This window comes from Pseudoalteromonas sp. RWi3, from assembly GCF_054960735.1.
In genome coordinates this window covers 109,190-128,290 of sequence record NZ_JBHNYL010000001.1, presented here as the reverse complement: position 1 = coordinate 128,290, position 19,101 = coordinate 109,190, and the positions used below count along the sequence as shown (strand labels likewise).

Sequence of the window (19,101 nt, the reverse complement as noted above, 5' to 3'; positions counted from 1 at the left end):
GGAATTTTTATGATGTACGATAACAGTAAAGTTAGTTGGATTTTTAGAGTATTGCTGTGGTGTGGATTACTTTTCACTTGCACAGTCAATGGGCAAGCGCATGTTAAAATCGATTTAACTGACACTGATGATTTTAGTGATTTGGCACATTTTGGCGATGCAATAGCAGATAAACGCATTGTTTATTTAGATGAACTGACTCATGGCGAACATGAGGTGTTTGCACTGAAGTCTCGCTTAGTAAAGTATTTGCATCAGCACCATGATTTTGATGCATTAATTTTAGAAAGTGGTTTGTTCGATGTAAATGAAATAAACAAGACAGCTCGTCACTCAAAGGATAAACGAACTGCTGATATGGCTGCTGGAAATATATTTTTTTCATACGCAAAGGATCCTGCTTTCTTAGGTTTATTGGGCTACATTGATGCGCAGCGTAAAACGCTAAATCCGTTAGCGTTGTCAGGATTTGATGGGAGGTTGAGCGGTGAATTTTCGCTAACACGTTTTGTAAGACAGCTTGAGAAACAAGTAAAATCGATACCCGTCTCAGCCTCTCTTTTGGCTGAGTGGCCTAAATTTTCAATGCAATTACAGGCAACACTCTCACGTCATTTTGTCGCACTTGATAAAGTTGAAATTAACCAACATATCCAAACTGGGTATCAATACATGGATGCGCTAAATAGGGCAGATAATAATCCCGCATTAGACTCGCCAAGTTATTATGCAAGGTTATTAGAAGGCGTGATCCGTTTGTTTGAAGTTAACTATGATGTACGTCGGTTTGATGAACATGATTTAGTAATGGCAAATAACATACATTGGTTGTTACAAAACATTTATGAAGATAAAAAAGTAATTATATGGGGTCATTATGTGCATGTTAATCGTCAAGGCTATTTAGACTCTCGATCAAATAATGTGACCACTGCTTTGGATAAAGCCTATGGTCAGGAAAGTTATATTGTGAATTTTGCCGCCATGTCAGGGGAGTATCGTGAATTTAGAGATGGCACAATAAAGAAAATACCGCCACTCAATGATCAACATCTGGCTTATACATTTAACGATACATTTTCAGACGCGCCTCAGGCTATTTTTATACAACCCAAACAGTTTACTACCGCAAAGCAACATGGGCTTCTTTTGTCAGGGCACGAATATTTATCGGCGATGTCAATTCCTGTCAATAGGTGGCGTAATCATTTTGATAGTGTATTCCTAATCAACAGAGTGACAGCCAGTAATTAATTTTTACTTGAGACGTTAATTCCCTGAAATTATTTAGCCCTTTACCTTGGGGAGATAAGGTAAAGGGCTATTTAGGCTAGGCTAAAAGCTCTTTTCTTACAATTGCGGCACCTGCGCTGAGCGCATTGAGTTTCGCGTTAGCAATCTGCTGGGGCAGGGGAGTCATGCCACAGTTGGTACAAGGGTAGAGTTTATCTGCATCAACATATTGCAATGCTTTACGAAGGGTATCAGCCACTTCTTCAGGTGTTTCAATGTGGTGCGTTGCAACATCAATGGCACCGACCATTACTTTTTTGCCCCGAATGAGTTCGAGTAACTCCATCGGCACGTGTGAGTTGTGGCACTCAAGCGAAATGATATCAATACTTGACTGTTGTAATTTAGGGAAGGCTTCTTCGTATTGTCGCCATTCAGAGCCCAGTGTTTTTTTCCAATCGGTATTGGCTTTAATGCCATAGCCATAACAAATATGCACTGCGGTTTCGCATTTTAGTCCTTCAATAGCTCTTTCCAAACAAGCAATGCCCCACGCATTTACCTCATCAAAAAATACATTAAATGCGGGTTCATCAAATTGGATGATATCGACACCTGCAGCCTCAAGCTCTTTGGCTTCTTGGTTTAGAATTTTGGCAAATTCCCATGCAAGTTTTTCACGACTTTTATAATGCGCGTCATAGAGAGTATCAATCATGGTCATTGGGCCTGGTAGCGCCCATTTTATTGGTTGATTTGTGTGTTTACGCAAAAATTTGGCGTCTTCAACAAACACCGGTTTTTGCCGGCTAACGGGACCTACAACCGTTGGTACATTGGCATCATAGCGATCACGAATTTTAACGATTTGGCGTTTTTCAAAGTCAACACCATTGAGATGCTCAATAAATGTGGTAACAAAATGCTGTCGTGTTTGTTCCCCATCACTGACAATATCAATGCCAGCTTGCTGCTGATCTAGAAGCGATAAGCGCAATGCATCGAGTTTTCCTTGTGCTAATTCGTCATCATGTAACTTCCATGGTGACCACAGAGTCTCAGGCTCCCCTAGCCACAATGGTTTTGGTAAGCTACCAGCAGTTGAAGTAGGTAATAGTGTATTCATACTTGTTTCTCAAAAATAGATTAACCCGAAGGTATTCGCCAACTATGGCTGTGAAAAATTAGCGGACCACTGCTCAAGCACATTTTGATAGGGCTTAATAAAGTGCTCATGAGCAAACTTACCTTGCTCTGTTGCTAATTGACTGCGCTCTTGTCGGTCATACACTATTTGTGTTAGCGAATGATCTTGGTTTTTTAAACTTGGCCGATACGCTTTACCTGCAGCTGCATTGGCGTTATATATCTCTGGACGATAAATCTTTTGAAATGTCTCCATAGTACTAATCGTGCTTATAAGCTCAAGGCTGGTGTAGTCATTAAGTAAGTCACCAACAAAATAAAATGCCAGCGGTGCGACGGTATTTGGGGGCATGAAATAACGTACATTTAAGCCCATTTTTTTAAAGTATTGTTCAGTTAATGAGGTGTCGTTAGGTTGATACTCAACGCCCAATACAGGGTGCTGATTTTCAGAGCGATGATAGGTTTTATTATCAGACACGCTTAAGCAAATAACTGGCGGCTTAGAGAAGTTTTGCTTATAAACTGATGAATTAACAAATGATTGAAACAGCTTGCCATGCAGTTCACCAAAATTATCCGGGATGCTAAAAGTTGGCTGATTTTTATTATAATCTTGCAATAAAATACTAAAATCATAATCACGTACATAAGACGAAAAGTTATTGCCTACAATGCCTTCGATTCGTTTATTGGTTGTATGATCAATAATATTGGTCTTTAAAACTTCAATTGATGGAAACGTATGACCGCTGCCTGCCACATCAATATTGACCGATATAATTTCAAGCTCAACTGAATAGCGCTCTCCTGTGCTGTTATCCCAATTAGCTAACGCATTAAAACGATTATTTATCATTTTTAAGGCATTGCGTAAATTTGCTTGACGATGGTGTCCTCGGGCTAAGTTAGCAAAGTTGGTGGTAATACGTGTATTGTCTGAGGGTTCATAATGCTCATCGAGATTGATACGCTTTAATGTAAATGAAAAATCTGTACTCATAATGTGTGTATCCAATATTGTGTTTTCTACGAATGTAATGGTTCAATCGTCACTGTGTGGCGTTGAAAGTTGCATTATTTATACGTGGATCGGTACATGAATAAAAACGGTATAATTTCACATCAAACATGAGTCATATTCATAATTTTTTGTTCTGGACTGTGATGTGGTAGGTATTTATCGTTTTTTATAAGGATTATACTTAAGTAAATCACATAGACGGCTAGACGTTTATGTTGGGGATTTTTGATATGCAATAATTTCATTTAAAACATGAGGATTATTCGTCTGTTATCGTCACTATTAATGCCAGTTAAGGCTAGCTGTATTGGTATACTCTTACTTGAGATCATGGGCAGTTACCCAATGATAATTAACTTTATGCTTTGGGTGGTGTGATAGTATCCAATAATAGAAAGAGACGAATGGAATGCATGAATTAGTATCGATAGTAGTTGCTTGTGCTTTATTAGGCAGTTTTGTTGGGTTTTTAGCAGGGTTATTGGGGATTGGCGGGGGGTTAGTTATTGTGCCTATCCTGAGTAGTATTTTGCTTTACTGGCAAGTACTACCTACTGAACAAGTCGTGTTGGTTGCGATTGCGACGTCTCTTGCGTCTATTTTATTTACGTCAACATCTTCAGCTATTGCACATCACAAGAATGGGAATGTGCCATGGGACATAGCACCCTGGATCATGTCAGGAGTTGCGCTTGGTGCACTACTTAGTGGCTTTATGGCTGCACTGTTGCCTGAACAGCTTGTACGCTGGGTATTTGCTGTCAGTGTGGTTTTAATTGGACTGAAAATGTTGTTTGGCGGTAATGCAGATTCATCGAGTTCGCACAGAATACCCAATAAATGGCTTCTTAGCGTTTATACAATGCTTACAGGTGGACTGTCGGCGATGATTGGGATAGGTGGAGGAGCTGTACTTGTTCCCTTACTGACTTTTTTCTCAATCGATATGAAAAAAGCGATCGGTTGCGCTTCTGCATGCGGGATTGTCATCGCCTTATTTGGCTCGGTTGGGTATATCAGTTCAGGGAGTGCGTATTTGTCTTTAAATGATGGCTTTGCAGGCTTTGTATATATACCGGCTTTAATAGGCATTATTAGTACTTCATGGTTTACGGCACCCTTTGGCGCCCGGGTAACACATTATCTTCCAGTCAAAACAATCAAGAAGGTATTTTCACTGCTGTTGTTTGTTATGGCAGCTAATATGCTGATTAATTAGGAGCAGATGCAGCGTACACACGAGCAATGCCTCGTTATATTCGCTGCGAAAAGCTCATCTAATGGGTATTAGCAATGGTTTTCCAAATTATGCGCATCAACTAGCGGTGCCTAAATGACCTACTTTTACTAGAATAACCGTTTCTTGCTCAACAAAAGGGTTGTGCTCGCTCATATGTGGACTTCGTATCCATGTGCCTTTTGGATACTGTCCATGTTCATCGTAAAATATACCAGATAAGACTAAAATCTCTTCACCACCAAAGTGCCTATGGGGGACAAAAACTTCACCTGCGGGCCACTTAACTAACGCCGTGTGCTCAACATCATGTTGATGTAATGGCATAACTTGCAACCCGCCTTGACCTTGTTGCCAAGGTGTCTCAAGAGTATTAATTCTCACAGTAACGCCATCATCAGGTAGAAACTGGTTCAGCTTAACAAATAAGGTACATCCTGATTCACTAAAAGGTTGATGGGCGCTACCAGGGGGGTTACGAATATAGGTTCCTGCAGGGTAGTCACCATGCTCATCGCTAAAAATACCTTCAAGGACGAAAATTTCTTCACCAAGGGGGTGATTGTGGCTTTTAAAGTGAGAACCAGGCTCATATTTTACAATGCTGGTGGCATGGCCGCTTTCAGCTTCCTCACGGGCAAGGATTTTACGTGTGACACCTTGAAGCGGGCTAGGTTGCCATGTTTGGTTTTCGCTGTTTATTACAACCTGTTGGCTGAAATCTAAATTAATATGTTGCATGCATGCCCTTGTTAACAGATTTTAGAGTACCTAAAGAAACATCAGTGTAATACGCATCAAGTATTCATTGTGATTACTCTATTAATAACTAGGTGCTTTTTGTGAAGCAAAAAAATACACTGACATAAATTACTTTGTGTGACATGTGATTCCCTTTTATTATTGATTTATTAAATTCAATGTAGAGTAACTTATGCTGAATGAACAGGATAAGGCGATAATAAACCAAGGAGAATGGTTTAATAACTGCGCTTTAGATTTACAAGCTGGACTCCTAGAAAACGCAAAAATTGTTAATAAAAATGCGGGAGAGGCATTATTTTTACGCGGTGATGCTAACTGCGGTTTATATTGCGTTATACAGGGGGTCGCTCGTGTAAGTGGTATTAATGGTGAAGGAAAAGAGGCTGTATTGAGTTTTATTCCCCAAGGTGTTTGGTTTGGAGAAGTGGCACTTTTTGATGGCGGCACGCGCACGCATGATGTGCATGCACAAACACCGCTTCGACTCGTGCATATTACTGTGCGCTGTGTATCACGGCTTGTAGATCAATCCCCCATTTTTTGGCGAGACTTTGGGGTGCTTTTATCACAAAAAATGCGGTTAGTCTTTTCATCGTTGGAGGATCATGTATTGTTAACTGCGAAACAAAAAATATGTAAACGTTTGTTGTTAGCCGCCTCTTACGATAAATCATCTTATTCCATAGTGATGTCGCAGCAACAACTTGCAGATATGACTTATCTTACGAGGCAAACGGTTAATCAAATATTACAACATTTACGCCAGCGAAAGGTGATTGAGTTACATTATCAACGAATCGACATTATTGATAAATCAGGGTTAGTAGCAATATCAAACCTGAACCAATAAATGACACTTGGTGTAAAATTTGCTTTGTATTTTGTTTTAAAAAATACCACAGGGAAGTTTTGCTATGGTGGGTCATATATTTAATAATCAATACCGAGTAAAGCCTTACACAGCGCCAAATGCTATGGATATTCAAGTACCTCCAAAACCGGTTGCATCTATCAATGAAGCGGCCAAAAATAGCCAACCTGATATTGCCGCACAGTTAAAGTCTCCCGATTATGATAAAAGGTTTTTGGAAGAAGCTAAAGAAGCTTTGGTTTATCAACGTTTAGGCGTTGATAAAGAGAAAATTGATGAGTTAAAAGCGGCAATAGAAGATCTTGCCAAAAAAATGCAATCCAATGATGACAAAGACTTGAGCGCGCAGATGGATGCTTTACAAAACATGTTAGAGCAAGAGTTTCAAAAGGGCAGAGAGCGCATGGATTCATTACCTGAGCATGAAAAGGGGAAAATCATCAGTGCGCTGGTTTAAAGAAGAATGTCATTTACCCGACATTCTTTCGTTATTTAATTTGTTAGAGTGGATTGACGCATAATAAAAAAAGAAAAATCATGAAAACACTTGAACAACAGTTAGGTAATTATGGGCTATATCATAGATCAAAAAGAAATGTGCTAACTCATTTTTTTGGTATTCCACTGATTGTGTTTGCAGTGCTTTGTTTACTTGGGCGAATTGAAATCCCGCTTGCAAGTTATGTAATAACTGGCGCGCACATTGCTGTTCTAGCGAGTGTAATTTATTACCTGATGTTAAGTTTTTCACTTGGAACGTTAATGGCTGTTATTTTAGTCTTGATGGCTTTGCCGGCTTCACTGGTCTCACAATTGAGTGTGTTTGAGTGGCTGTCGATGAGTATTGGAATATTTGTACTCGGGTGGATAATGCAATTCATTGGTCATTATTTTGAGGGGAAAAAACCTGCGTTTGTGGATGATATTGTTGGTTTAATTATTGGTCCTTTGTATGTTCTTGCGGAAGCGTTATTTATGCTTGGTTTATATCGTGATTTAGAACAAAAAATTGAAGTTATCGCGGGCCCAACTAAACCTTAATAACTAAACATTAATAAGAGTTATGATGAATTTTAAAAATAAAACAGTGTGGATCACCGGTGCATCATCAGGTATCGGGCAAGAGTTAGCAGTTCAGTTGGCACATTTAGGTGCAACTATTATTTTATCAGCGAGGAGCACCGGTAAATTAGAACAAATTAAAGCGACTTTAGACGGCGATAATCACTCAGTGATTCCGTTGGATTTAGCAAAGCCTGAGCATGTTTTTGATCACGTTAAATCAAGAATGGATGAAATAGGGCGCGTTGATATTTTAATTAATAATGGCGGTGTATCGCAAAGAAGTTTGTTTTTAGAAAATGACTTTTCGGTTTATCGACAGTTAATGGAAGTAAACTATTTTGGATTAATTGCACTGACTAAAGCGGTCTTACCCTCAATGGTTGAACGCGGTGGTGGCTCTATTGTATCTATAAGTAGTGTTGCAGGGAAAGTTGGATCTAAATTTCGCACCGGGTACTCAGGAAGTAAGTATGCTGTGGTTGGTTTTATGGATTGCCTAAGGGCGGAAGTAGCTGATAAAAATATACATTGTTTAACAATATGTCCGGGCTCCATAAAAACAGCTATTGCGCATAATTCACTTGATGAGCATGGCGTTGCGCAAAATAAGCCAGAGCACTCAATTGAAAATGGCATGGATGTGTCGGTTGCAGTTAAAAAAATGATAAATGCGATCGCTAAACAAAAAGACGAAGTTATCGTAGGAAAAGGTTTAAGCGGGCTTGCACCAACAATTAAACGGTTTTTTCCTGGTCTATTTAATCGCTTAACAGCAAAAACAAATTACAGGTGAGGCTTTTAGATTCTGATCGCTTGTCGTGCGTTTTGTATTGCTGTGTTTACAGTAATGGCGGCCAATAATACTGTATTTGTGCTTGCACGCTGGGGTTATAGCACTTAAAGTGTCTACAAGTTGTAAAAGAGTAATTAAAAATGACACAAGAACAAATTCAACCTGAACAATCTAAAGAATTAACACCTGAAGAGCATGCTCAAGCACAGCAACAAAGTGCAATATGGCAGCGTGAGTGTTTTCAAAGTGCGCAAAAGCATTTAGCTGAGAAAGGTATTCTCCCTAAAACATTAATTGAAAAAGAGAGCCGTTTTATTGCCCCTTTATGCGCACTGTGGAAATTTAAAGCACAAACGGGTAAAAATTACTGGGTGGTAACAGGGCGTTTACCGACAGATCATGCCGATGAAAGTGCAGCTGAAAACCCGCGTGATGCATTGAGATACTTTTCTCTGCAATGGCAATTAAAAGCAGACCAAATCATGCAGTCTGGAAATTTGGATAAAACACAGGTTGATTTTGCAAACTTACTTGTCAATCGTGCTCATGGTCTTTATGAAATGTACGAAAGAGACCACCTATGGGTTAACGAAGCCAGCTAACTCAGTTCACAGTTGTAGAAAAATCAAGCGAGCTCAGTAGCTCGCTTTTTAATGCACTAATGTAAATGGTTTAGTATCAAACTGGCTAATGGGGCACTGCATACGTTGGCGCGCAATACCAGCCTCCATAAATACTATACCTTGTTGAGTAAAACCATTACGTCTAAAACGTTCAACCTCGTTTAAAATGCAATTTATACTTATATTATTAATGCCCTGTTGTTGAGCCAATTTAACCAAATAGTTTAACAATGACTTATAAACCGAGCGATTACGGTGCTCAGGTAAAACCGCAATTCTGCCAATTAAACCGTCATTGCATAATCTAGCTGTGGCAACTGGCGATTGAGTATCATCGGTAACGAGTACATGTAGTGCTTTATCATCTAAATTGTCGAATTCTACATGCTTTGGTATATGTAATTCACATACAAATACACGCTCTCTGATATGTTGTAATAAGTCCTTTCGTGTATTCCACTCTACCTTGTCGATATGATAACTCATTGCATCCTACCTCTAACAAAACCAAATACCTTCATTTAGTAGTGTAGTAAAGGATTGAGTAAATTTTAAACTATTTTTTGAACTTTTAATTTGTTCAGCGGTCACGCTAATGTCATCAGTTAATAACCTAACCACTGCTAGGTCCGTTTTTGGCAGTAAGAAATTTTGCCCGTTTACGCTTAAAATAAGCTCATTATCAGTGTGTTGATATATTGCTCTCGTGCCACCTAAACGTTCAAAAACCTCGTCAGACTCATCTATTAACTGGGCTACTTGATCAGGTGTATACAGATCTTCTGGCGGCATTAAATCCATTTCATGCTTAGGTTCACTAGTTGTTTGGCCCAACCATGATTTAAATAAGCTATCGTCTTGTAATAATGAGCTGAGTAATTGCTTAACCTTATCAGCTTCTGCATTGTTCAGAAGGCCCTTTGAATCCCTGATTTCAAGCAGTGGGTCGGCATAACGGGTGTTACCAACTTCTTTGTCAATCACGTAATCGGCAAAATTCGATAGTAAATCTTGCTGATTTGGGGCTCTAAATCCAACAGAATAGTTAATCGCGTTTTCAACCGCATAGCCTTCATGAGGGCAACCTGGTGGGATATATAAAATATCACCTGGCTCTAAAATGCAATCAATAACGGCTGAGAACTGTTCTACCTGTAATAGCGATTTATTTTGTGCAAACTGTTTTAAATTGCTGTCAGGCATACCTACACGCCAATGTCTTTTGCCTTCACCTTGAATAATGAAAACATCATACTGATCTAAATGTGGACCCACACCACCACCTGGTGTTGAATAGCTGATCATTAAGTCATCAATACGCCAATTAGGAATAAATCTAAAAGGCTCAAGTAGTTGTGCAGCATCAGGATGCCAATGGTCTACTGCTTGAACGAGCAAGGTAGAGTGTTGCTCTGTTAATAACTCGAAATCTTCAAACGGGCCATGGTAAGCTCGCCAGTCGTTATTTTGGTTAGTGATAATACGTGATTCAATACTTTCTTCCATCGCAAGGCCTGCAAGCTCATTGGCATCAAGAGGGTCTTGAAAATCGCGAAAGCCGTGTTTAATTAACAAAGGTTTTTTTTGCCAATATTGATTTAAAAATTCTTGCTCTGATAGAGAGTTAATCGTTAGTTGATACATATTTTTCACCATTTACAAACGAATAGAGATAAAAAAAGCGAAAGGGATGCCTTTCGCTTTTTAAATTTTTTAGCTTTATGCTTACGCTAAATTGTCGATGAACTCTACTGCACGGCCGATATAGTTAGCTGGCGTCAGTTTTTTCATTTCTACTTTAGCTTCTTCTGGTAAATCTAAACCATCTATAAATTCAGCCATAATTTCTTGATTAACACGCTTACCACGAGTTAAATCTTTAAGCTTTTCATAAGGTTTTTCAATGCCGTATTTACGCATAACAGTTTGAATTGGCTCAGCTAGAAGCTCCCAGTTTTGGTCAAGCTCTTCAAGTAAACGCTGCTCGTTCACTTCTAACTTGCTAACACCTTTAAGTGTTGATTGGTATGCGATTAAGGCATAGCCCATGCCCACACCTAAGTTACGAAGTACTGTTGAGTCAGTAAGGTCACGCTGCCAACGTGAAACAGGTAATTTTTGCGCTAAATGGCCAAAAATTGCATTAGCAAGACCTAGGTTACCTTCTGAGTTTTCAAAATCAATAGGATTAACTTTATGTGGCATTGTAGATGAACCAATTTCACCTGCAATGGTTTTTTGTTTAAAGTGATTAAGCGCAATATAGCCCCATGCATCACGGTCAAAATCAAGTAATACAGTATTAAAACGTGCAATCGCATCAAATAGCTCAGCAATGTAATCATGTGGCTCAATCTGAGTCGTGAATGGATTGAATGTTAAGCCAAGACTTGTTACGAATTGCTCTGCATGATTATGCCAATCATAATCAGGGTATGCACTAAGGTGTGCGTTGTAGTTACCAACAGCACCATTAATTTTACCTAGCATTTCAACCTGTGCTATTTGATCACGTTGACGCTTAAGGCGCATATAAACGTTAGCAAATTCTTTACCCATCGTTGAAGGTGTTGCAGGTTGACCATGGGTACGGGTCATCATTGGTACTGCTTTGTACTCAATTGCTTTTTCTTTAATCGCATTAAGTAATTGATCACAGTAGGGAAGTAATACACTGTCACGTGCTTCAGTTAACATTAAACCATGCGACAGGTTGTTAATGTCTTCTGAGGTACATGCAAAGTGAATGAATTCATTGATTGCATGAAGCTCTGCGTTATCAGCTACTTTTTCTTTTAATAAGTACTCAACCGCTTTAACATCATGGTTAGTGGTGCGTTCAATGTCTTTTACACGTTGTGCATCAGCTTCACTGAAGTTATCTACAATCGCGTTTAATAAAGCATTCGCTTCATCACTAAATGCCGGTACTTCTTTGATGGCATCAGCAGCAGCAAGTGCTTGCAACCAACGTACTTCAACGGTAACACGGTATTTGATTAAGCCAAATTCGCTGAAAATACTGCGTAGTTCAGTGGTTTTGCTGCCGTAGCGACCATCCACCGGAGAGATAGCGGTTAACGCTGAAAGCTCCATAATAACTCCTAAATTTTAGTTTTGAACGATAATTAAATATGGTTTTTCGCAATGGCGATAATTTTTCTTTTTGCAAAGAAAAAATGACGGCGTTTACCGCCCATTTGTCGCCAAAGTACCGCACTTCGAATACCTGCTAATAATAATGCGCGTATCTTGTGTTGTACTAACTGCTGTTTTAATAAAACAGGTTTGCCATAAACCTGAATACGGTGCCCTAGGGGGCTAAGCACCTTTGAATATATATCTGCAAGAGCAGCAATTAATGTTGCATCAGTAATCGTAAAATGATCTAAACGTCGTTTTATGTCATCAATGCCTTTTCCAAGTTCGGCTAAGCTACTTGATTTTGCACTAAGCGCGCGCTCAAGTTGCATTAGACCGCCTACATATTTGACGATTTCAACATCTTTCTTTTCGCCAGCACTGAGCTGTTCAAGTAAGCATTGATAGCCTGCTCTAAGATTTTCAGTTCCTTGATACACGTCTTCTGGTGAATCGGGATTGGTGACAACAATACTTGAAAGTAACTTTTCAAGGTCATAATCATTGCTACTGCCATACTGAGCAATTTTTTGGACTTGCTTGGCTATTTGACACATTGCGGCCAACGCCATTACTTGATTTTCTGTCATTATTTGATCACCGAGTCGATGATTCCGCCACCGAGGCATACTTCTTTTGCATAAAATACAGCCGATTGACCTGGTGTGACTGCTTTTTGTGGGTCATCAAATAACACGCGGGCCAAGCCATCATCACCTACAAGTAGTGTACAGCTAATATCTTCTTGTCTGTAACGCGTTTTAACTGTGCAACGTGTTGTGCCTTTAGGCCCAACTCTATCAACCCAGTGTAATTGGTTTGCATTTAAGCCATTGCTATAAAGGCGAGGGTGGTCCTTACCTTGTCCAACCACAAGCACATTGCGTTCAATATCTTTGTCAACAACGTACCAAGGCTCGCCAGAGCCTTCTTTCATGCCACCAATCAGCAAACCTTTGCGTTGACCAAGCGTATGGTACATTAGCCCTTCATGCTCGCCGACATTATTACCCTCGGTGTCTTCAATTACACCCGGCTGTGCTGGTAAGAATTTTTGTAAAAAGTCTTTAAATTTACGTTCACCGATAAAACAGATACCTGTACTGTCTTTTTTATCGTGTGTAATTAGGTCTTGCTCTTCGGCAATACGGCGAACTTCAGGTTTAGCAATATCACCAACAGGGAACAGAGTTTGGCCAATGTGCTCATGGCTTAGGGTATATAGGAAGTAGCTTTGATCTTTATTGTCATCAAGACCACGGCACATCACATATTTATCATCACGTAATTCTCGGCGTACATAGTGACCTGTGGCGATGTAATCAGCACCAAGTGCGCCGGCTGCAAATTCAAGAAATGCTTTGAATTTGATTTCTTTATTACACATGATGTCAGGGTTTGGCGTACGCCCGGCTTTGTATTCGGCTAGAAAATACTCAAAAACATTATCCCAATACTCAGCGGCAAAATTCACTGTGTGCAGTTCTATACCGAGCTTATCGCAGACAGCCTGTGCGTCTTTTAAATCCTCAGCAGCAGCGCAATATTCATCATTATCGTCTTCTTCCCAGTTTTTCATAAACAAGCCTTCAACTTGATAGCCTTGTTGTTTTAATAAATAAGCTGATACAGAAGAATCAACACCGCCGGACATGCCAACAATGACTTTAATGTGACTATTTTCGCTCATGGATATTTTCGCTTATACAGGTTGCTGTCATTTTATACTACTAACCATAAGAGAGAAGAAGAGTGTGAAATTTTAAACACCCACATAGCTTATGGCGTATGAAAGGCCGCGATTATAGCATGTAAAATAGAAGGCAAGCCACCCAAAATATCAGTTTTGTCTTGCCTAAAAAACACTAATTAGTGATAGGCGGAGGGCTTAAAAATGGCGCGGGATTTACCAGAGCGCTTGCGTTCTGCCTAAGGGGAATTACTCACCTTGAAGTAATTTATACTCGCCATTTTTAATATTATCTAAGGTGTATTGGCCAATTTGATAACGAATTAACCTTAATGTTGGGTGTCCAATATGGGCTGTCATGCGTCTAACTTGGCGGTTTCTGCCTTCAGTTAAACTGATACTCAACCAGCTGGTAGGAATATTTTTGCGATCTCTCACGGGGGGATTGCGCGGCCATAAATGCGGTGGCTGGAGACGTTCAACATCTGCAGGGAGTGTCATACCATCTTTTAAATGTACGCCTTTGCGTAGCGCTTCAATTGCCTCGTCTGACGGCTCACCTTCAACTTGTACCCAGTATGTTTTACTGGTTTTTTTATTTGGTGCAGTAAGTGTGTTTTGCAATTTACCGCAATTAGTCAAAAGTAATAACCCTTCGCTGTCTCTATCTAAGCGTCCTGCAGCATAAACGTTTTTAATATCAATAAAGTTAGCGAGTGTTTGACGATTACTGTCATCAGTAAATTGACATAACACATCAAATGGTTTGTTAAACAAAACAATTTTTCGCTCACTTAAAGGAATTTGTTCTTTGACTTCTCTTTTATTGCTTGTGTGTCGCGGCTTTTTATTACGAGACGTTAAATCTCGACTAAAACTTCGCCCGCTGCTGCGCCTGTTTTTGGGTGTATTTGTTGTCATAGTTATATGCACCGTGCTGGTTTTGGCAGTCCTGCAATTTTAGTGGCTTGCTTAGCCGGGCCTTTCGGGAAAAGCTTATAAAGGTAAATGCTGTTGCCTTTGTCTTCACCAAGCGCTTTAGCCATGGCTTTAACTAACATTCTGATGGCTGGGCTGGTATTGTATTCAAGATAAAAATCGCGGACAAAGTTTATAACCTCCCAATGCTGCTTAGTAAGATCAATACTTTCTTGTTCGGCTAATATTGGTGCAAGCTCAGGTGTCCAGAGTTGATGATCAAGGAGGTAGCCTTGTTTATCTGTTTCGATTTGTTGGTTATTAAATTCTAGCATGAGTTACCAAGTTATAGACTGAGAGGAAGATAGGGTTTTTGCTACAAACATTTCATAATCGATCGCGGTATTTTGTAGCATAATTTCAATGTTACGGGCTTTAGCATCATCCGATAAAAGTAAAAGTTTGTCACAGAGCTGGCCATAAAGCTTTTGTGAGTAGCAAGCATCCCCGACCAATAAAACAGTGTCGTTTTGTTGTATTAAGTTAACGAGTCGTTCGTTGTCGTAATAACTAATAGGTTTAGAAAAAATGTGTAATGTGCTCATAAATTAACAACCTGTTGTTGCGCACTAATTAATTGACTTTGAGCTTTAAAGTTTAAAGGTTTTACATTGATTATCAGATCATTTTTACTCAAATTATAGTCAAGTAAAGACTTCTCACATACATAGATGTTTTCAACGTCATAAATTTCTAAAGTCTTTATACTTTTAAAATAATTTTTCAGCCCTAGTGATTCAGGATTTTGATTTTCTTTTAATGCCAGTACAGCTGGGCCAGTAAACAACCAGCTTATATTTTGCTCGATAGCTGCAAATATGAGTGTCATGTCGAGAGCATCTCTAATATGCATATCATCAAAAGGACTATGTTGACTTAAGACAAGGACGTTGATCATTTAAATTGCACCCATTTATCAGCTTCACTGGCGAGCATCGCAAATTCGGCAAGGCCTGCAACGGTAAATAAATTCGTGGCATCAATATTAAGACCACGCTTTTCAGCGGCAGTAATACACAGCATCAGTTTAATACCGCGCTTGTGTAGCGTTTGCCAAAGCGATGCAATAGCAAGCTCATCTGTTGCTAAATTAATGTCTTTGCTGGCATGGTACACGCCTTGTTGATATAAAAAAATAGTATCAACGCTATGCCCTTGTTCTAGACAAGTGGTTGCGAATTTGAATAGTCGTTGAGTGGTGTCGTGATCTGACGGTGCGCAGTGTAATGAAAGTACAAATCGTGCCAAAACATATCCAATAAAAAAGCCCCTAAAGAGGGGCTATTTTAACAGAACTTTTTAATTAGTCATTATTTGCGCCAAGTAGAGCAAGCAATGAAGTAAATAAGTTATATACGCTTAAGTATAAAGAAACAGTTGCGCGGATGTAATTTGTTTCGCCGCCGTTAATAATACGGCTAGTATCAAACAAAATAAGTCCAGACATAATTAATACTACAGCTGCATTAAGCACCATAAACATTAAAGAGCTGCCGATAAAAATATTAACAATACTTGCAACTATAACAACGAGTAAGCCAACAGTTAAAAACCCACCCATAAAAGAAAAATCTTTTTTGGTATTCAGAGCATAAGCTGAAAGGCCAAGGAAAATTAGAGCTGTAGAACCTAGCGCTTGCATAATTAGCATAGGGCCATTAGGCATTGCCGCATAGTGGTTTAAAAGTGGCCCTAAACCGGCACCCATTAAACCCGTAAAAGCAAATACCCAAGCTACACCTGATGCGCTATCCGCTTTTTTGTTGACTACAAATAGTAAGCCAAACGAAATAAGTGTGAATACTAACCCCATAAAATAAGGTAGTTGTAATGCCATTGAGATACCAGCCGTCACTGCACTAAATGCTAATGTCATGGCCAGTAAGAAATAGGTATTTTTAAGTACCTTGTTTGTTTCAATGGTCGACATAACCGGTTTAGCGGTATTGTACGAATGATTAAATGCCATTGTAGAGCTCCTTTAAGTGAAACTTATTGTAGTTCCGATAATTAACTAGAGTTAGATTATCAAGAGTTATATATTTGGGCAAATGATTGTAGTTCAATAGACCATAAAATAAATATAAAAGTTCCCATTTGTTTGATTATTAGACCGGTTTGTGTGAAGAGTGCGCAAATTAATTGTTTTTTAAGCACTTGAAAAGTTTTTTGCAAAAAAAGCTTCACAAAGAGCACGGGTTTATCTATTATGCACGCCGTCGGAGAGATGGCAGAGTGGTCGAATGCACCGGTCTTGAAAACCGGCAGGGGTTTGTAGCCCCTCTAGGGTTCAAATCCCTATCTCTCCACCACCTAATTTAAAATAGTTATGAGTACACTCTTACTTGTAACTTATAGCAGTTTCGGAGAGATGGCAGAGTGGCCGAATGCACCGGTCTTGAAAACCGGCAGGGGTTTGTAGCCCCTCTAGGGTTCAAATCCCTATCTCTCCACCATATAAAAAAACCCGCTTTCAGCGGGTTTTTTTGTGTCTGGTGAATAATAATTACGACCATAGTCTCTGTTTCGAAGTAGCAAAACATCATGCATGATTAAGCTAAATACTTTTTATATCTAGGACGCTTAATGAAACACAGGCTTGCAAAGAGCGTTGCGTTGTCGCTACTTTCTCCCATTATCATTGGTAGTTTGTTAGGTGCTTATTACGCACTAACCTTAAATGGTGATTCGATCACAATCTTTTTTAATTTGCTTATGAGTGCAATTGCCAATGCCCATATCGTCGGCTTAACGATGGCAGCATTTGTTGTACCTGGATATTTATTGATGTTTAAATACGCCAAAGTGAATTATTCGGGTGTGCTAACGCTTGGTTTGCTAGGTGGTGCTATTTTTAGCTATTTGCTTAGTGCAACACAAGGAATGGTGTTTTTAGTTAATACCTCAATGTCTGCTGTTGCCGCTGGTTTATTTTTATATGGATTAAGAAAAGCAAGTTTAAAAAAGACTGAGTAACAATAGTGGAAATAATAACCAAGCCTGCTGAAAATTAGCGTAAATTGTCTTTTTTTGACTTGAAAAGGTTTCAATTATTGGCCACAAAGAGTACCTTTAACTACTGTATGTTTGATAAGAAGTAGTTTGGTATGCAAAAGCAAGAATTTTACCAGTCATTAGTTAAACAAACTGAGTCGCTAATTACTGGTGAGACAAACATTATAGCTAATATGGCTAACATAAGTGCGTTACTTTTTACATCATTAGACGATGTAAATTGGGCGGGCTTTTATCTAATGGATTCTCCATCAGAATTAGTACTCGGTCCGTTCCAAGGCAATCCAGCGTGTATACGTATTCCTGTAGGAAAAGGGGTCTGTGGAACAGCTGCTGCGACTGCAAAAACTCAACTTGTTGAAGATGTGCATGCATTTGCAGGTCATATAGCCTGTGATGCTGCTTCAAACTCTGAAATAGTAATACCGATCCTTAAAAACGGTAAAGTGTTTGCTGTTTTAGATATTGACAGCCCGAGTATTGCTCGCTTCAGTAGCGACGATCAAAAAGGTCTTGAAGCATTAGCTGCCTGTTTTGAGGCAACGCTTGCATGAAAGATTTATTAAATGTACAGGATTATCTGTTTGCCATTGCTGATGTTGGTGATTGGGAAGGGGATGAAGAACACGTAGCGGAAACGCTAAACGATTTGATTCATATTGCTTGGGAACGTCTTCCAGATGACCTTGAGTGTGAATTAATCGATGAAATTATTAATGGTATTTGGGAACACCTTCGTGGCGATATGGCGCTGGTTGAGGCTGAGTTCGAAGAGTTGACCGACTGGGTAACACACTATGTCGATTCGTCAATTGACGAAAAGATGTAACAAAAGGTTCTAAAATGGAAACCACAAACAAGCTAAAAGATATCAATGAAGTACTGGATTTTTTATATCAAGAATTTCCAGAATGTTTTAAACAAAAAGACGGCATCAAACCGCTTAAAGTAGGTATCTTTAAAGATATTGCTGAGCGTATTGAAGGATCTGAGAAAGTAAGTAAAACTCAGGTACGTCAAGCTTTAAGAAAATACACATCGAACTGGCGTTATTTAGAAGCCGTTACTAAGTCTGAATTTCGTATTGATTTAGATGGGAATCAGGGTGAAAAAGTAGAGCAAGAGCATATTGATCATGCTCAAAAAGCGCTTGAAGAAAGCCGTGCAAAAATGGCAAAACGCAAAAAAGCACAGCGTCCTCGTAATGATTCAGACACAAAATCTTACAAAAAGAAACCGGGTCAGTTCGTTAAAAATGGTGATAAAAACGCTAAGGTTAACAATACTAATGCTAAAGCAGCACCTGCTAAGCGTTCAGGTAAAATTGAACCTTTACCATCAAGTGAGGTCAAGGTTAATAACAAGGTTAAAGTTAAACTTGGCCAAGCACTTGTAAATGCGACTATCACTGAAGTGAACAAAGATGATGTTCATGTTGAGTTAGTAACGGGCATGCAAGTTAAAACAAAAGCAGACAGCCTTTACGTAGTTTAAGCTGTATATAAATTAAGGAGTTGTGT

At 39.2% G+C, this 19,101-nt stretch carries 25 protein-coding genes and 2 tRNA genes; 13 read left to right on the top strand and 14 right to left on the bottom strand.

Features of this window, described 5'->3' with window-relative positions:
• The first annotated feature begins 9 nt into the window (after nt 1–9).
• Entirely contained in the window at nt 10–1,254 is a 1,245-nt protein-coding gene (locus tag ACFI4Z_RS00550; protein WP_462668895.1) for an erythromycin esterase family protein, read from the top strand.
• 76 nt (nt 1,255–1,330) lie between these two features.
• Here ACFI4Z_RS00550 and ACFI4Z_RS00545 read toward each other — a convergent pair whose 3' ends face one another.
• Nucleotides 1,331–2,359: a methionine synthase gene (locus tag ACFI4Z_RS00545; RefSeq protein WP_462668894.1), complete on the bottom strand. Its 1,029-nt coding sequence runs from the start codon at nt 2,357–2,359 to the stop codon at nt 1,331–1,333.
• A gap of 42 nt (nt 2,360–2,401) precedes the next feature.
• Nucleotides 2,402–3,382, bottom strand: a complete 981-nt coding sequence (locus tag ACFI4Z_RS00540; protein WP_462668893.1) for a DUF1852 domain-containing protein — start codon at nt 3,380–3,382, stop codon at nt 2,402–2,404.
• A gap of 430 nt (nt 3,383–3,812) precedes the next feature.
• On the opposite strand from ACFI4Z_RS00540, the gene ACFI4Z_RS00535 reads away from it, so the two are divergent.
• Nucleotides 3,813–4,622 (top strand): sulfite exporter TauE/SafE family protein, encoded by an 810-nt coding sequence (locus ACFI4Z_RS00535; RefSeq protein WP_462668892.1) that lies wholly within the window; start codon nt 3,813–3,815, stop codon nt 4,620–4,622.
• A 96-nt stretch (nt 4,623–4,718) separates the two neighbouring features.
• Here ACFI4Z_RS00535 and ACFI4Z_RS00530 read toward each other — a convergent pair whose 3' ends face one another.
• Nucleotides 4,719–5,381 carry a cupin domain-containing protein gene (locus ACFI4Z_RS00530; protein ID WP_462668891.1) on the bottom strand — a complete coding sequence of 221 codons (663 nt, stop codon included), beginning with the start codon at nt 5,379–5,381 and terminating at the stop codon, nt 4,719–4,721.
• 193 nt (nt 5,382–5,574) lie between these two features.
• Between ACFI4Z_RS00530 and ACFI4Z_RS00525 the strand changes: the two genes are divergently transcribed.
• From ACFI4Z_RS00525 to ACFI4Z_RS00505, 5 genes are all read left to right on the top strand, one after another.
• Entirely contained in the window at nt 5,575–6,255 is a 681-nt protein-coding gene (locus ACFI4Z_RS00525; RefSeq protein WP_462668890.1) for a Crp/Fnr family transcriptional regulator, read from the top strand.
• Between the two features lie 64 nt (nt 6,256–6,319).
• Nucleotides 6,320–6,733, top strand: a complete 414-nt coding sequence (locus tag ACFI4Z_RS00520) for a hypothetical protein (protein ID WP_462668889.1) — start codon at nt 6,320–6,322, stop codon at nt 6,731–6,733.
• A gap of 80 nt (nt 6,734–6,813) precedes the next feature.
• Nucleotides 6,814–7,317 (top strand): Mpo1 family 2-hydroxy fatty acid dioxygenase, encoded by a 504-nt coding sequence (locus ACFI4Z_RS00515; RefSeq protein WP_462668888.1) that lies wholly within the window; start codon nt 6,814–6,816, stop codon nt 7,315–7,317.
• A 25-nt stretch (nt 7,318–7,342) separates the two neighbouring features.
• Nucleotides 7,343–8,134, top strand: a complete 792-nt coding sequence (locus ACFI4Z_RS00510; RefSeq protein WP_462668887.1) for an SDR family oxidoreductase — start codon at nt 7,343–7,345, stop codon at nt 8,132–8,134.
• A 140-nt stretch (nt 8,135–8,274) separates the two neighbouring features.
• The gene (locus tag ACFI4Z_RS00505; RefSeq protein ID WP_462668886.1) at nt 8,275–8,736 is read left to right on the top strand and encodes a DUF4826 family protein; all 462 of its coding nucleotides are present in this window, start codon (nt 8,275–8,277) and stop codon (nt 8,734–8,736) included.
• A gap of 48 nt (nt 8,737–8,784) precedes the next feature.
• On the opposite strand, the gene ACFI4Z_RS00500 is transcribed toward ACFI4Z_RS00505, so the two are convergent.
• From ACFI4Z_RS00500 to ACFI4Z_RS00450, 11 genes are all read right to left on the bottom strand, one after another.
• Complete coding sequence (locus tag ACFI4Z_RS00500) at nt 8,785–9,243, bottom strand: GNAT family N-acetyltransferase (RefSeq protein ID WP_462668885.1); 459 nt, start codon at nt 9,241–9,243, stop codon at nt 8,785–8,787.
• A 12-nt stretch (nt 9,244–9,255) separates the two neighbouring features.
• The gene (locus ACFI4Z_RS00495; RefSeq protein ID WP_462668884.1) at nt 9,256–10,401 is read right to left on the bottom strand and encodes a ribosomal protein uL16 3-hydroxylase; all 1,146 of its coding nucleotides are present in this window, start codon (nt 10,399–10,401) and stop codon (nt 9,256–9,258) included.
• A gap of 81 nt (nt 10,402–10,482) precedes the next feature.
• Nucleotides 10,483–11,853 carry an adenylosuccinate lyase gene (purB, locus tag ACFI4Z_RS00490; RefSeq protein WP_462668883.1) on the bottom strand — a complete coding sequence of 457 codons (1,371 nt, stop codon included), beginning with the start codon at nt 11,851–11,853 and terminating at the stop codon, nt 10,483–10,485.
• A gap of 32 nt (nt 11,854–11,885) precedes the next feature.
• The gene (gene hflD / locus ACFI4Z_RS00485; RefSeq protein WP_462668882.1) at nt 11,886–12,488 is read right to left on the bottom strand and encodes a high frequency lysogenization protein HflD; all 603 of its coding nucleotides are present in this window, start codon (nt 12,486–12,488) and stop codon (nt 11,886–11,888) included.
• Complete coding sequence (gene mnmA, locus ACFI4Z_RS00480; protein ID WP_462668881.1) at nt 12,488–13,588, bottom strand: tRNA 2-thiouridine(34) synthase MnmA; 1,101 nt, start codon at nt 13,586–13,588, stop codon at nt 12,488–12,490. Before mnmA ends, hflD begins: the two co-directional genes overlap by 1 nt.
• Nucleotides 13,589–13,837: 249 nt before the next feature.
• On the bottom strand, nt 13,838–14,509 hold the full coding sequence (locus ACFI4Z_RS00475) for a pseudouridine synthase (RefSeq protein WP_462668880.1): 672 nt from the start codon (nt 14,507–14,509) through the stop codon (nt 13,838–13,840).
• Between the two features lie 2 nt (nt 14,510–14,511).
• Nucleotides 14,512–14,841, bottom strand: coding sequence for a TusE/DsrC/DsvC family sulfur relay protein (locus ACFI4Z_RS00470; RefSeq protein WP_462668879.1), 330 nt, complete (start codon nt 14,839–14,841; stop codon nt 14,512–14,514).
• A gap of 3 nt (nt 14,842–14,844) precedes the next feature.
• Nucleotides 14,845–15,111: a DsrH/TusB family sulfur metabolism protein gene (locus ACFI4Z_RS00465; protein ID WP_462668878.1), complete on the bottom strand. Its 267-nt coding sequence runs from the start codon at nt 15,109–15,111 to the stop codon at nt 14,845–14,847.
• Nucleotides 15,108–15,464, bottom strand: a complete 357-nt coding sequence (gene tusC / locus ACFI4Z_RS00460) for a sulfurtransferase complex subunit TusC (RefSeq protein WP_462668877.1) — start codon at nt 15,462–15,464, stop codon at nt 15,108–15,110. The genes ACFI4Z_RS00465 and tusC overlap by 4 nt, the downstream gene beginning before the upstream one ends.
• Complete coding sequence (tusD, locus tag ACFI4Z_RS00455; RefSeq protein WP_462668876.1) at nt 15,461–15,814, bottom strand: sulfurtransferase complex subunit TusD; 354 nt, start codon at nt 15,812–15,814, stop codon at nt 15,461–15,463. The genes tusC and tusD overlap by 4 nt, the downstream gene beginning before the upstream one ends.
• 55 nt (nt 15,815–15,869) lie before the next feature.
• Nucleotides 15,870–16,535, bottom strand: coding sequence for a Bax inhibitor-1/YccA family protein (locus ACFI4Z_RS00450; RefSeq protein WP_394191101.1), 666 nt, complete (start codon nt 16,533–16,535; stop codon nt 15,870–15,872).
• A gap of 252 nt (nt 16,536–16,787) precedes the next feature.
• Between ACFI4Z_RS00450 and ACFI4Z_RS00445 the strand changes: the two genes are divergently transcribed.
• The 6 genes from ACFI4Z_RS00445 to proQ all read left to right on the top strand — a co-directional run bounded on the left by ACFI4Z_RS00445 (nt 16,788) and on the right by proQ (nt 19,075).
• Nucleotides 16,788–16,878 (top strand) — tRNA-Ser (locus tag ACFI4Z_RS00445).
• Nucleotides 16,879–16,931: 53 nt separating this feature from the next.
• A tRNA-Ser gene (locus tag ACFI4Z_RS00440) sits at nt 16,932–17,022 on the top strand.
• A 130-nt stretch (nt 17,023–17,152) separates the two neighbouring features.
• Nucleotides 17,153–17,542: a hypothetical protein gene (locus ACFI4Z_RS00435; RefSeq protein WP_462668875.1), complete on the top strand. Its 390-nt coding sequence runs from the start codon at nt 17,153–17,155 to the stop codon at nt 17,540–17,542.
• Between the two features lie 131 nt (nt 17,543–17,673).
• Nucleotides 17,674–18,135: a GAF domain-containing protein gene (locus ACFI4Z_RS00430; RefSeq protein ID WP_099294014.1), complete on the top strand. Its 462-nt coding sequence runs from the start codon at nt 17,674–17,676 to the stop codon at nt 18,133–18,135.
• Nucleotides 18,132–18,410: a hypothetical protein gene (locus tag ACFI4Z_RS00425; protein ID WP_099294012.1), complete on the top strand. Its 279-nt coding sequence runs from the start codon at nt 18,132–18,134 to the stop codon at nt 18,408–18,410. The genes ACFI4Z_RS00430 and ACFI4Z_RS00425 overlap by 4 nt, the downstream gene beginning before the upstream one ends.
• Before the next feature lie 14 nt (nt 18,411–18,424).
• Complete coding sequence (proQ, locus tag ACFI4Z_RS00420; protein WP_462668874.1) at nt 18,425–19,075, top strand: RNA chaperone ProQ; 651 nt, start codon at nt 18,425–18,427, stop codon at nt 19,073–19,075.
• Nucleotides 19,076–19,101 lie beyond the last annotated feature (26 nt).